Origin of the sequence: Kitasatospora sp. NPDC087315 (genome assembly GCF_044744345.1) — a bacterium.
In the GTDB taxonomy this organism is placed as follows: Bacteria; Actinomycetota; Actinomycetes; order Streptomycetales; family Streptomycetaceae; genus Kitasatospora.
The window spans coordinates 131,593-144,417 of record NZ_JBIUYD010000005.1; the positions used below are offsets into that span (position 1 = coordinate 131,593).

The 12,825-nt window shown below is 74.4% G+C and carries 12 protein-coding genes; 7 read left to right on the forward strand and 5 right to left on the reverse strand.

What is annotated here, in order from left to right; all coding sequences use genetic code 11:
* Position 1: 1 nt before the first annotated feature.
* From ACIO5D_RS09285 to ACIO5D_RS09295, 3 genes are all read right to left on the reverse strand, one after another.
* Positions 2–1,708: a (2,3-dihydroxybenzoyl)adenylate synthase gene (locus ACIO5D_RS09285; RefSeq protein WP_400759582.1), complete on the reverse strand. Its 1,707-nt coding sequence runs from the start codon at positions 1,706–1,708 to the stop codon at positions 2–4.
* The gene (gene dhbC / locus ACIO5D_RS09290; RefSeq protein ID WP_363604607.1) at positions 1,705–2,907 is read right to left on the reverse strand and encodes an isochorismate synthase DhbC; all 1,203 of its coding nucleotides are present in this window, start codon (positions 2,905–2,907) and stop codon (positions 1,705–1,707) included. The genes ACIO5D_RS09285 and dhbC overlap by 4 nt, the downstream gene beginning before the upstream one ends.
* A gap of 154 nt (positions 2,908–3,061) precedes the next feature.
* A complete protein-coding gene (locus ACIO5D_RS09295) occupies positions 3,062–3,844 on the reverse strand; it encodes a 2,3-dihydro-2,3-dihydroxybenzoate dehydrogenase (RefSeq protein ID WP_400650336.1) in 783 nt (260 codons plus the stop codon).
* A 257-nt stretch (positions 3,845–4,101) separates the two neighbouring features.
* On the opposite strand from ACIO5D_RS09295, the gene ACIO5D_RS09300 reads away from it, so the two are divergent.
* Positions 4,102–4,749, forward strand: a complete 648-nt coding sequence (locus tag ACIO5D_RS09300) for a TetR/AcrR family transcriptional regulator (RefSeq protein ID WP_400794499.1) — start codon at positions 4,102–4,104, stop codon at positions 4,747–4,749.
* A gap of 65 nt (positions 4,750–4,814) precedes the next feature.
* Complete coding sequence (locus tag ACIO5D_RS09305; RefSeq protein ID WP_400794501.1) at positions 4,815–5,516, forward strand: siderophore-interacting protein; 702 nt, start codon at positions 4,815–4,817, stop codon at positions 5,514–5,516.
* Positions 5,517–5,534: 18 nt separating this feature from the next.
* Here the strand turns inward: ACIO5D_RS09305 and ACIO5D_RS09310 are convergent, their stop codons facing one another.
* Positions 5,535–6,047, reverse strand: a complete 513-nt coding sequence (locus tag ACIO5D_RS09310; protein WP_363604463.1) for a hypothetical protein — start codon at positions 6,045–6,047, stop codon at positions 5,535–5,537.
* Positions 6,048–6,544: 497 nt separating this feature from the next.
* Here ACIO5D_RS09310 and ACIO5D_RS09315 point away from each other — a divergent pair, with 497 nt between their 5' ends.
* Positions 6,545–7,264: an alpha/beta fold hydrolase gene (locus tag ACIO5D_RS09315; protein WP_363604461.1), complete on the forward strand. Its 720-nt coding sequence runs from the start codon at positions 6,545–6,547 to the stop codon at positions 7,262–7,264.
* 314 nt (positions 7,265–7,578) lie between these two features.
* Here ACIO5D_RS09315 and ACIO5D_RS09320 read toward each other — a convergent pair whose 3' ends face one another.
* Positions 7,579–8,706 carry a CapA family protein gene (locus ACIO5D_RS09320; RefSeq protein WP_363604460.1) on the reverse strand — a complete coding sequence of 376 codons (1,128 nt, stop codon included), beginning with the start codon at positions 8,704–8,706 and terminating at the stop codon, positions 7,579–7,581.
* Between the two features lie 219 nt (positions 8,707–8,925).
* Between ACIO5D_RS09320 and ACIO5D_RS09325 the strand changes: the two genes are divergently transcribed.
* The 4 genes from ACIO5D_RS09325 (at position 8,926) to ACIO5D_RS09340 (ending at position 12,789) form a co-directional block, all read left to right on the forward strand.
* A complete protein-coding gene (locus ACIO5D_RS09325; RefSeq protein ID WP_400649941.1) occupies positions 8,926–9,687 on the forward strand; it encodes a universal stress protein in 762 nt (253 codons plus the stop codon).
* Positions 9,688–9,777: 90 nt separating this feature from the next.
* Complete coding sequence (locus tag ACIO5D_RS09330; RefSeq protein ID WP_400794503.1) at positions 9,778–11,025, forward strand: M48 family metalloprotease; 1,248 nt, start codon at positions 9,778–9,780, stop codon at positions 11,023–11,025.
* A gap of 71 nt (positions 11,026–11,096) precedes the next feature.
* Positions 11,097–11,519, forward strand: coding sequence for a MarR family transcriptional regulator (locus ACIO5D_RS09335; RefSeq protein ID WP_363604456.1), 423 nt, complete (start codon positions 11,097–11,099; stop codon positions 11,517–11,519).
* 166 nt (positions 11,520–11,685) lie between these two features.
* Positions 11,686–12,789, forward strand: a complete 1,104-nt coding sequence (locus ACIO5D_RS09340) for a PP2C family protein-serine/threonine phosphatase (RefSeq protein ID WP_400649947.1) — start codon at positions 11,686–11,688, stop codon at positions 12,787–12,789.
* The last annotated feature ends 36 nt before the right edge of the window (positions 12,790–12,825 follow it).

A 12,825-nucleotide genomic window follows, 5' to 3' on the forward strand; every position in this document is an offset into this window, starting at 1 on the left:
TTCAGCTGGTAGGGGCGGGGCGGAGGGTGGCGGCGATGGCCGCGCGCAGGTCCTTCTTGCTGACCTTGCCGATCCCGGTGGCGGGGAAGGCCTCGACGAACTCGACCCGGTCCGGGACCTTGAAGTCGGCCAGGCCGCGCCCGCGGACGAAGCGCTTCAGCTCGATCGCCTTCGGCGGCGTCGGGCGGGCCTCCGCGCGCAGCACGACATAGGCGCAGGTGCGCTCGCCGAGGTACGGGTCGGGCATCGACACCACGGCGGCGTCGTGCACGGCCGGGTGGGCGAGCAGGTGGTTCTCGATCTCCTCGGCGGCGACCTTCTCGCCGCCCCGGTTGATCTGGTCCTTCGCCCGCCCCTCGACCACCAGGTGGCCGGTGGCGGTCCGCCGGACGAGGTCCCCGGTGCGGTAGAAGCCGTCCCCGGTGAAGGAGTTGGCGTTGTGCTCCGGCGCGTTCCAGTAGCCGCGGATGGTGTACGGGCCGCGGGTGAGCAGATGGCCGGTGGCGCCGGCGGGCAGGTCCGCGCCCTGGTCGTCGACCACCCGGATCTCGTCGTCCGGGGAGATCGGCAGGCCCTGGGTGGAGACGATCACCTCCTCCGGGTCGTCCAGCCGGGTGTAGTTGACCAGGCCCTCGGCCATCCCGAACACCTGCTGGAGCGTGCAGCCCAGCACCGGGCGGACCCGGCGGGCCGCCTCCTCGCTGAACTTGGCGCCGCCGACCAGCAGCACCTCCAGGCTGTCCAGTCGGGGCGCGCCGGCCAGGCCGCGCCCGCGCTCGGCCGCGTCCAGCCAGAGCAGCGCCAGCGGCGGCACCAGGCCGGTGATGGTCACGCCCTCCCGCTCGATCAGCGGGAACGCCGTCTCGGGGCCCGGCTGCGGGCAGAGCACCACCCGGCCGCCCGCGTACAGCGTGCCGAGCGTGCCCGGCGAGCTGAGCGGGAAGTTGTGCGCGGCGGGCAGCACGCAGAGGTAGACGCTGTCCTCGTCCACCGCGCACAGCTCCACCGAGCCGCGCAGCGAGTAGATGTAGTCGTCGTGGGTGCGCGGGATCAGCTTGGGCACGCCGGTGCTGCCGCCGGAGAGCTGGAGGAAGGCGACGTCCTCCGGGCGCGGCTCGGCGTCGGGCCCCGGCCCGTCGGACGGCACGTCCGCCAGCCGGACGTGCTCCCCCGGGTCCTCGCCGGCCACCAGGACCAGCCGCAGCGACGGGTTCTCCGACCGGACGCGGGAGGCCAGTTCACGGTAGTCGAAGCCGTTCTCGACGGCCGGGACGACATAGGCCGCGGCACCGGTGAACCCGCAGAAGTAGCCGATCTCGGTGTACCGGTGGGCGGGCAGCGCGAAGACCGGCAGCGCGCCGATCCGGAACAGCGCGAAGACCACCTCGAAGAACTCGGCGGTGTTGGGCAGCTGGACCACCACCCGGTCACCCCTGCCGATCCCCCGGGCGAGCAGGCCGGCGGCCATCCGGTCGGCCCGGCGGTCGAGTTCGGCGTACGACCAGCGGCGCCCGCCCTCCGGAGCGGAAGGGCCGGACAGGCCGGACGGATCGACGATCGCGATCCGCTCGCCGTGGGCGGCGGCCCGCTCGCGCAGCATCCGGCCGAAGGTCTCGCCGCGCCAGTACCCGGCGGCGCGGTAGCGCTCGGCGAACTCGGCGGGGTACGGGGTGAATCCGGGGAACTCCACCGGCTGGGCGCTGCTCATCGCGGCACCCCCGCGGCGTCCAGGAAGGTACGGAACTTGGCGCTGGTCTCGGCGAGTTCGGCCTCCGGCCGGGACTCGGCGACCACCCCCGCCCCCGCGTACACGCGCAGCGTGCGCTCCTCCGCCTCCGCGCAGCGGATGGTGACCACCCACTCGCCGTCACCGTCCGCGTCGCCCCAGCCGACCATGCCGGTGTACAGGCCGCGGTCGAAGGGCTCCACCTCGCCGATCACGGTGCGGGCGAGCGGAGTCGGGGTGCCGCAGACGGCCGGGGTCGGGTGCAGCGCGGTGGCCAGCTCCAGCGCCGAGACGGCCGGGTCGGCCAGCTCGCCGGTGATCGTGGTGGCCAGGTGCCACATCGCGGCCGTACGGACCAGGGTCGGCCGCTCCGGCACGTCCAGCGTGCGGCAGTACGGCGCCAGCGCCGCGCGGATGGCGTCCACCACGACGGCGTGCTCGTGCAGGTCCTTGGGGGACTCCAGCAGCCCGGCCGCCCTGCGGACATCCTCGCCGAGGTCGGCGCTGCGCGGCACCGAGCCGGCCAGCGGGTTGGCCAGCACGGCCGTTCCCCGGCGGGAGAGCAGCAGTTCGGGGCTGGCGCCGATCAGCGTCCGGCCGCCGCCGGCGGGCACCGCGAAGGTGTAGCCGCCCGGGTCGCGGCGGCCCAGCCGCTGCAGGATCGTGGGCAGGTCGAGCGGGCGGTCGGCACTCAGCTCCAGCGTCCGGGCGAGCACCACCTTGCTCAACTCGCCGCCGCGCAGCCGCTCGACGGCCGCCGCGACGCCGGCACCGTACGCGGCCGGCTCGGGCACCGGGCGGACCAGCCACTCCACCCGGTCGGCCGCCGGGGCGGGCAGCGCGATCAGCGGGTCGTCGCGCAGCGCGCCGCACCGGCGGACCAGCGCGGGGACGGCCAGCTCGGCCCGGCTGTCGTGGTCGAACGCCACCGCGCCGACCACCAGCGGGTGTTCGACCCCGTCGCGGCGGGCCCGGGCGAGCGTCTCGGCGACCCGCACCGGCAGCGGGCGCCCGTCCTGCGGGACCCTGGCGTGCACGCCCTCGGTGAGCAGCGTGCGGGTCGGTGAGGCGAAGAACGCCTCGTCGGGCGCGGCCCGGTACTGGCCCAGCAGCCCGCTGGCCGCGCCGATGACGGTGTGGTCCGTCCCGGCGGGGGCGTGATGCACCGTGGTCACCTGGATTCTCCAGTCTGCGAGTGGCCGCCGGGCGCCGTTGTCGGCCGGCCGGCGGGTGGTGTGGTTCGGGCTCTGCGGTGGCGGGGGTGCGCGTCGCGGTGTCCCGGGGTTCCGGGGTGTCGGGGTTCCGGGTGTCCCGGGGCCCTGGTGTGCCGTGGGGTCAGGCGCGCAGGGTGGCGCCGCCGTCCACGTACAGGTCGTGCATGGTGATGTGCCGCGCCCGGTCGGAGACCAGGAAGGCCACCGCCTCGGCGATGTCGGCGGGCGCGGCGATCCGGCCGAGCGGGATGCCCACCCGGTAGCCGGCCGGATCGCCGTCGATGACCCGCTGTTCGGCGGCCCCCGCGTCGCCCTGCCAGAGCGCCCGCTGCATGTCGGTGTCGGTGGATCCCGGCGAGACGATGTTGCAGCGCACGCCGGAGCGGGCGAGCTCCAGCCCCAGACAGCGGGTGAACATGGTGGCCGCCGCCTTGGAGGCCGCGTAGGCGGCCATGCCGGTACGCGGCACCCCGGCGGCGTTGGACCCGACGGTGACGATGGCGCCGGTACCGCGTTCCGCCATCCGGCGGCCGACCGCCCGGCAGGTGTGGAACACCCCGTTGGTGTTGACGGCGAAGGTGTCCACCCAGTCCTCGTCGGAGAGTTCGACGGCGGGCGCGGCGCGCAGGATGCCGGCGACGTTCACCAGGATTCCCAGGGGGCCGAGTTGACTTTCCATCAGGGAGACGGCCGCCTCGACGGCGGCGGCGTCGGTGACGTCCAGGACGTAGGGCCGGACGGGCCGCCCGACGCCGTCGGACCCGTGCACGGATGCGCCCGCCAGCTCGTCCGCGAGGGCGGCGAGCGGGCCCGGGTTGCGGTCCACGGCGGCGACGACGGCCCCTGCGGCGACGAGCGCACGCGTCACGGCCGCGCCGATACCCTGCCCGGCGCCGGTGACCATCGCGACGGTACCGGCCAGTTCGGACTGCTGCACAGGAAATCCCCTCCGACCAGCGACATTAGGCAAGGCTAACCTAACACAGCTGTTCGACCAGGCCGAGAGGGCTGCGGGTCCGTCAACTTGCGGACCGCCACCTCCACTCCGGAGGCGAGGCCGCGTACGGAGTTCGCGCCGGGCGGTCCACGCCGAGCCTTCGCGACCGGGCCTTGAACCTGGACGCAACGTTGCGGCTGGTGTGGCGGAAGGGGCATGAGAGGATGGCCCCGATCAGACCCCCCGGCCGGCAACCCCACCGGCCCGCCCGTGAGGACGTCAGCACCATCGCCGCCCAGCCCCGCCCCGCCACCGGCAGCAGCTCCACCAGCAGCCGCCGCAGCGAGGCCGCGCGCCTGGCCGTGCTGAACGCCGCCGACGACCTCCTGGTGGAGCACGGCTTCGAGGCCCTCACCATCGAGGGCATCGCCGCCGCCGCCGGGGTCGCCAAGCAGACGATCTACCGCTGGTGGAAGTCCAAGGTCGACATCCTCTTCGACAACCTGGTCCTGGACGCCACCCCCGCCCTCGCCTGGCCCGAGGCCCCCTCCACCCCCGCCGACCTGCGCGCGTACGTCCACCGCTTCGCCGTCTTCCTCGGCGAGGAACCGGCCGGCCGCGTCCTCCAGGCCCTCCTCGGCCACGCCCAACTCGACGCCCGAACGGCGGAGTTGATGCACACCGGCTTCCTCGACGAACTGCGCACCCGGGACGTCGCGCACACCCGGGCCTGTCTGGCCGTCTCCGCCGACGAAGCCGCCGTCGTCCTCGACGCCCTGCTCGCCCCGCTCTACCACCGCGCCCTGGTGCTGCGCCGCCCGCTCGACCGGGCCTTCGTCGACGCGCTGCTCGACCAGCACCTCAAGGGCTGAGCCCGCCCCTCCCCGCCTCCCTCCACCGGCCCGTGTCCGCCTCCGGGCCCGATCAGGAGTACGCCGTGTTCGGCCGTTCCCGCCCGACCCGCCCGACCCACGACGCCGAGGTCATCGCCGTCACCCCGCTGACCTCCACCCTCGTCCGGCTCACCTCCACCGGCCCCACCCTGCCCGGCCTCGGCATCGAACACCCCACCCAGTGGGTCAAGTTGGCGATCCCCGAAGGCCACTCCCGCGCCTACACCATCCGCCACCACCGCCCCGAGCAGCACGAGGTGGACATCGACATCGTCCTCCACGGCAACGGCCCGCTCGCCCGCTGGGCGTCCATCGCCGGCCCCGGCGACCGCGCCCGCCTCGCCGGCCCCAGCGGCCGCTACTCGCCCCTCGACGGCGCCACCCACCTGCTCCTCGCCGCCGACGAAAGCGCCCTGCCCGCCGCCCTCACCATCCTCGAACAACTCCCGCCGACCGTAAGGGTGTCCGCCTACGTCGAGATCGCCGCCCCGGCCGACACCCTCCCCATCGCCACCCGCGCCGACCTCACCACCATCCGGCTCCCCCGCAACGGCTCCCCCAAGGGCCGCCTCCTCACCGACGCCGTCCTCACGGCGTCGCCCGACCCTCAAGCCGCCTGGCTCGCCGGCGAGTCCACCGCCGTCACCACCATCCGCCGACACCTCCTCGACACCTGCGGCTACCCCCGCGAACTCGTCCAGGCCAAGGGCTACTGGAAGCAGGGCGAAGCCGACCACAAGGGCTGACGCCCGGCCTCGCAGCCGTCAGTAGCACACCTCGTGCCGCTGTTCGGCCAGCACGGTCGCCGCCAGCGAAGCCAGTGCGCGGGTGTGCGCCGCCTGCTCCGCAGGGGACTCCGGCCAGGTAGCGGGGTCCGACATGACCGTGACGAACGCGGCCAGGTCGCGCGTACCGGGGCAGTAGTCCACCTGAGAGGCGCCGCCCAGACTGGCCACCACCCCCTTGGCGATCATCTTCCTGGTGTCCATACCGGTCGTATCGGTCGAGGTCGGCCGATTCGGATCCTGGCCGAACATCAGGACGGTGACGGCCCCTTCCCCGTCCACCGAGATCACGCACAAGACCTTCCCGTGCCCCGACATCTCGGACACCTCACGCGTCTCCACCCCCCGCCGCCCCTTGGGCAGCACGACGCCGAGCGGGCTCTTGTCCGCCCTCGGCAACCCGCAGAGCGACTGCTTCAACTCGGGCTCGTCCCACACCCCGGCCACAAAGGCGACCCCGGTCACTACGGCCGCGACGACCACAGCCGCCACCCCGCCGACCACCCAGCGCCGCCGCCCACCACCACGTCTCACCCCGGAGGACGCCACCTCAACACCCGTCATACGACCAGCCCCCCCCCGCCGAGCCTCAACGCCCAGTTTTCGTGATCACCAGAGCGTAGCGCCCCCACCTGGCACCAGGCTCCCGATTTCAGCCCTGGGGAGCGGCCCCGCACATGCGGGGAGCAGGCCCACGCCCGGTCGGCGGTGTCCACCCACTGGGGACCAACCCCGCGTGTGCGGGGAGCAGTCGTCTTCTCCTCAGATCTCTTCTTGCAGGGCGGGACCAACCCCGCTGCCGTCCGGTCGATCACGCCAACGAGCCGGCCACCCCCGGACGCTCCAACCGGCCGCCGGTGGTGCAGGGGCCGCGCAGTATCGTCGGGAGTGCCGAGTGCGGCCACTCGGCCCGCGAGCCCTGGGCGGGGCGGCCCGCTTCGTGCCACGGTCTCCCGCCATCCGCAGCTCGGACAACGGAGGTACCGCACATGAACGCTGACACCGACCGGCCGACCTTCCTGCTGGTCCACGGGGCCTGGCACGGAGCCTGGTGCTGGGACTCCGTACGCGCCGCGCTCGACGCCGACGGCTGGCGGTCCCACACCGTCGACCTGCCCAGCGCCAATCCCCCGGCCGGCCGGCACGACGGCGCCCGCCCGGCGGGCATGCTGGACGACGCGGACGCCATCCGGGACAGCCTCCGGCGCATCGACGGCCCGGTGGTGGTGGTCGCCCACTCCTACGGCGGCGTCCCCACCACGGAGGTCATCGCGGATGCCGCGAACGTGGTGGGGGCGGTGTACCTCGCCGCTTTCCAACTGGACGTGGGCGAGAGCATGTTCACGTTCCTCGGAACGCCCGCGCCGGGCGACGGCACGGGCCACACCCCGCCGTACGAGGACGCCCGGCGAATACTCTTCGCCGACGTGCCCGAGGCCGATGCCGACCGCGCCGTGGCCCGGCTGCGCCCGCAGAGCATCCGGTCCTTCACCGAGCGGGTGACCACGGCAGGGTGGCGTACCGTGCCCTCCAGCTACGTCGTCTGCGACCGCGACCAGGCGCTCGAACCGTCCCGGCAGCGCGAACTCGCCACGCGCGCCGATTCCGTCCACCGACTGCCGAGCAGCCACTCGCCGTTCCTCTCCATGCCCCGGCGACTTGCCACTCTCCTGGGCCGGATCGCCACCTCCGACTTCCCCACCCCGTGACGATGACTCGCCCCGTCCCAGCTGTCGATCCGACGGGGCAAGCGGCACCTCGAAGCGCTGAACAGACGTGGCGGGCAGGGAAGATATGGCGCTTTCCGGGACCAGCCCCGCGTATGCGGGGAACAGGCGACCAGGATGCCGGGCAGCGCGCCGAGGGTGGGACCAACCCCGCGCGTGCGGGGAGCAGCTTACTGAGCTGCAACTTTAGCCGGGGGTCGTGCTCCGGGAAGCAACTTTCATCGGGTCGGACATTGCGGACGAGAGGGCCCGCGATCCGGAAAGCAGCGCGCCGGCCACCGATGCCGTGAGCGTACTCAGCGTGCCGCAGCGGGGGCCGGGGTGAGGCCGGTGCAGCCGCGCAGGGCGTCGCGGCGTTTGAGGGCGGCTTCGGCGGCGGGGCCGGTCTGCGGGACGGGGACGCCCTGGCCGTCGATGGTGGCCGGGGTGAACGTTTCTCCGGTCACCTTGCCCGCCGCAGTCAGGGTCAGGGTGGTGACACCGGTCTCGTTGGAGAAGGCGTAGTTGGAGGTGCCGTACCAGAGGAAGTTGCCGAAGCCGTACCCGATGTAGGTGTTGCCGAGCATGCCCGAGCCCAGCATGGTGTGGGCGTGCGTGCCGACGACGGCGGTGGCGCCCGCCGCCGCGAGCTTCTTGGCGATGGCGGTCTGGGCACCGGTCGGACAGGCCTTGCCCTCGTCGCCCCAGTGCAGGTAGACGAGGACGACGGGGGCCTGCTGCTTGGCCGTCTCGACCGCCTTGGTCAGCGCCGCCGTGTCCAGGGCCGACGCGATGCCCGGCTTGTTGGCGCCGGCCCGCCACTTCTGGTTGGTGAGGTCCTCGACCTGGCTGGCCGCGACCACGGCGACCTTCACCCCGCGCACGGTGGTGACGTACGGGGCGTACGCCTCCTTGGCGTTGCGCCCGACGCCGATGACCGGGACCGGGGAGGAGGCCTTGGCGGCGAGGGTGTCGGTGAGGCCGTCCGCGCCGAAGTCCACCGCGTGGTTGTTGGCCATCGAGACGACGTCGACGCCGGAGTCCTTGAGCGCGGTGAGCGCCTTGGGCGAGGTGCGGAAGGTGTAGGTCTTCGGTTCGGGGGCGCCGCGGTCGGTGATCGCGGTCTCCAGGTTGAGGACGGCGAGGTCCGCGTCGGAGAGGGTCTGGGAGATCGGGCCGAGTGCCTGGTCCGGCGCCTTCACGGCGAGCCGGGCCTCGGTGCGGCCCTCGAAGTGGACGTCACCGGCGAACGCCACGGTGATGCTGCCGTCGGGGCGGGGGGCGCTGGGTTTGCCGGAGGGCGTCGCGCCGTCGGCCCCGCCGGTGCCGGTGGCCGGGGGTTTGGCCGCGTCGGCGGCAGGGGCCGGGGCGGGGTCGTCGGGTCCACAGGCGGCCAGGGGTATCAGCCCGAGCAGCAGTGCGACAGCGGCCGCGACACGGCGCATGGAACGTCCCCCCGGGGTCGATTCGAGAGCGGTCAGCCTACGCCACTCCCCCGCGCCCCCCTCCGCCCCACGGCCGCGTCGAGGAAACGACGCGAACGCCCGAACAGGCCCGCCGGGCCCAACCGGCCCGCCCGAACAGGCCACCCCGTCCCTGGCCCGCGGGCCGCACCCGCGCGCAGCGTGGAGGGGGGACGGCACGGCAGGTCGAGGTGGTGGGTCATGGGCGGCGGGGAAGCCGGCTGCGGCCGGCGGATCGTGGTCGGGATCGACGGCTCGGCGCCCTCGAAGGCGGCCCTGCGCTGGGCGGTCGGGCAGGCGACGCTGACGGGCGCGGTGGTGCACGTGGTGGCGGCGTGGGAGTACCCGGCGCTGTACGGGTGGTTCGCGCCCATGACGGACAACGGGTTCGAGGAGTCGGCGCGCCGCACCCTGACCGCCGAGGTGGACGAGGTGGTCGGCGCGGACCGGCCGGTGGAGATCCGGGAGAGCCTGGTGCTCGGGCACGCGGCCGAGGTGCTGCTGGAGGCCGCCGAGAACGCCGACCTGCTGGTCCTCGGCAGCCGCGGGCGCGGCACGTTCGCCCGGACGCTGCTGGGTTCGGTGAGCGTCCGCTGCGCCGTGCACGGCGCCTGCCCGGTGGTGATCGTCCGCGCGGACGGCACCGCCTCGGCGGCGCCGAGGGCGGTCGCCGCGACGGACACGACGACCGGCCCCGGGGCGACCGGCGGCAGCACCGTCCGCACCAAGGACTGGCAGTTGAACCTGCACGTGGTCGAGGACCGCGACACCACCCGGGTGCACGCCGTCCTCGACGCCGACGGCACCCTGCTGCACAGCGACGCGCAGGCCCGGCGCAATCCGCGCGACGAACCGGCCCCGGCGGTCGGGGACGAGTTCGCCGTCGGCCGGGCGCTGGTCGACCTCGGCCACCAGCTGCTCCGCGCGGGCACCCACGGGGCCACCGAGCCCGCGGAGGGGTGAGGACCGGGCGCGGTGCGTCATGCTGAACCCCGGAAGGCGCCGGACGGCGCGGGAGCACGGCGACGGACACCGGGAGCGGCAGGCACCCCCATGGAGAGCAGCACCGAGAGCGGTACGGAGAACAGCGGTACGAAGAGCAGCAGCACCGAGAGCACCGGCCACCTGGCGCCCCCCGCCGCCGACTTCACCCCCGCCCAGCGCGCCCGGGGCCGCGCGCTGCGCCGCGCCCAGCTGCCCTGGGCGCTGGGCGGCCGGCTGACCGGCCTGGCGCTGACGCTGGCCCTCGGGCTGACCCCGGCCGGGGCCGGCCTGGTGACGGCGGCGGGCGGCCGGTTCGGCGGTTCCCGGACGGCGGAGGTGCTGGCGGGGGCGGCGGTCCTGGTCGTCCTCGGCCAGGCGGCACAGCTGCCCTTCGGGGCGGGCGCCCGGTCGGTCCGGGCCCGGTTCGGGCTGGTGACGCAGGGCTGGGGCGGCTGGGCGGTGGACGCCCTGCGCGGGCTGGCGCTGGCCCTGGTGCTGGCGCTGCCGGTGGTGTTCGGGCTGTTCGCGCTCACCGCCTGGTCGCCGGAGCGCTGGTGGCTCCCGGCGGCGGGCGCGGCGGCGCTGCTGACGGCGGCCCTGTCCTTCCTCCATCCGCTGCTCGTCGAGCCGGTGTTCAACCGCTTCACGCCGATGCCGCCGGGCCCCCAGCGCGAGGCGCTGCTCGCGCTCGCCGAGCGGGACGGCGTCCGGGTGCGGGACGTGCTGGTGGCGGACGCGTCCCGCCGGACGACGGCGCTCAACGCGTACGTCTCGGGGCTGGGCGCGACCCGCCGGATCGTCGCGTACGACACGCTGCTGTCGACCGCCGAGCCGCGTGAGGTGGAGCTGGTGGTGGCGCACGAACTCGGGCACGTCAAGCACCGGGACGTGCTGACCGGGACGCTGCTGGGCGCGGCCGGGGCCGCCGTGGTGGTCTGCCTGCTGGGGCTGCTCACCGGCTGGGGCCCGTTGCTGTCGGCGGCGGGGGCGGCGGACGCGGCCGATCCGCGCTCGCTGCCGCTGCTGGCGGCGTGCGCCGCGCTGCTGGGCGCCCTGTCGGGGCCGGTACAGTGCGCGGTGAGCCGTCGGATCGAGGCCAGGGCGGACCGGCATGCACTCGAACTCACCTCGGACACCGAGCAGTTCATCGCGATGCAGCGCAGACTGGCACTGGCCAACGTGTCCGATGTCGACCCGCCCCGGATGCTTGAGCTACTGTTCGCCACTCATCCGAGTGCGACCCGCCGGATCGCGGCCGCCCGCGCCTGGCAGGTGGCGGTCGATCGGGCGGGACATCGGGCGGGACAGACCGGCTGAGCCCCGGCAGGCGGCAGTGGACCCGAGAATCGTTGTATAGTGCAACAAATTCCCGAGGAGGTAGGACCACCGTGCCCGGCCGCGAGACGTCGATCGACACCATCCAGCGCGAGCTGACCGCCTTCGCCCGGCGCGCCCGGCACAAGGCCTCCCAGCTGCACCCGGACCTCTCCCTGGTCACCTACAGCATCCTCGACCTGATCAACGAGCGCGGCGGCTGCCGGGCCGCCGACGTGGCCTCGCACTTCATGCTCGACAAGTCGACCGTCAGCCGTCAGGTCGGCGCCCTGGAGAAGCTCGGCCTGCTGCGCCGCGAGACCGACCCGGACGACCAGCGGGGCCAGATCCTGCGCGCCACCGAGGCCGGGCTGACCCTGCTGCGCGAGGCGAACGAACAGCGCCGGATCTCCTTCACCGCCCGCTTCACCGACTGGTCGGACGAGGACGTCGCCCGCTTCGCCCAGTACCTGGCGCGGTACGGCGCCGAGGGCTGACCCGACCGGCCCGGAGGCGCCGCAGCAGCACGCCCGCCGGAGCCCGCGTGCCGGGAAACGTCCCCCCGAAGTGCGGTGGGCCGCCCCCACGGTGTACAGAGGAAAGGTGCCACTTCGGCAGCGTCCCCGTGACCGCCACCGGACGTGGCGGCCCGACCGCCGCGCGATGACGGCGCTCCCGCTCGCGCTGATCGCGGTGATCACCGTCGTCGAAGTCCTGTCGCCGCCGCAGATCCACCTCGGCCCGCTGCTGGTCGTCGCCCCCGCCATCACGGCCTCCTTCGCCGGCGTGTGGGCCACCACCGGTGTCGCCGCCCTCGCGATCGCCGCGCTGACCCTCATCGGCGTTCTGCGCGAAGGCCTGGCGACCTCCAACATCGAGGCTCAGCTCAGCTCGCTGATCGTGGTCTCGGCGCTGGTGATCGGCCTGCGGGCGCTGCGCGAGCGACACGAACGACAGCTGGCCCAGGTCCGCTCGGTCTCCGAGGCCGCCCAGCGGGTGCTGCTGCGCCCACTGCCCGACCGGATCGGGCCGCTCCACCTCGCCGCCGTCTACCTGGCCGCCGAGGCCGAGGCGCAGGTCGGAGGCGACCTCTACGCGGCGGCCCGGACCGCCACCGGCACCCGGCTGCTGGTCGGCGACGTACGCGGCAAGGGCCTCTCCTCGCTCGGCGACGCCGCCCTGCTGCTCGGCGCGTTCCGCGCGGCCGCCCACCTCCACGCCGACCTGCCCGACCTCGCCGCCTATCTGGACGGCAGCGTCTGCTGGGACCTCGCCCAGCCGAGCGAGCGGACCGACCGCGCCGGGGCGGGCGACCCCGCGCCCGACCGGGCCGAGGACTGTGTCGACAACCGCAGCGAGTCCTTCATCACCGCCGTCATCCTGGACATCCCGGACAACGACTCGGTGCTCCGCCTGATCGACTGCGGCCACCCGCCCCCGCTCCTGCTGCACGCCGACGGCATCACCGCACTGGCCGCCCGCCGGCCCGCCCCGCCGCTCGGCCTCGGCGAGCTGGCCCCGGCCGCGTACGAGGTGGAGGTGTTCCCGTTCCTGCCCGGCGACCGTCTGCTGATCTACACCGACGGCGTGATCGAGGCCCGCGACACGCGGCGCCGCTTCTACCCGCTCACCGAACGCGTCGCCGCCTGGCACACCGAGCCCCCGACCGTCCTGCTGCACCGGCTCCGCCAGGACCTGCTCGCCCACGTCGGCGGCCGGCTGGACGACGACGCGGCGATCGTCGCGGTCGAGCGACTGCCGGAGTAGCCGGCGAGGCGAGCGCGCGGGGAGCGGGCACGGAAG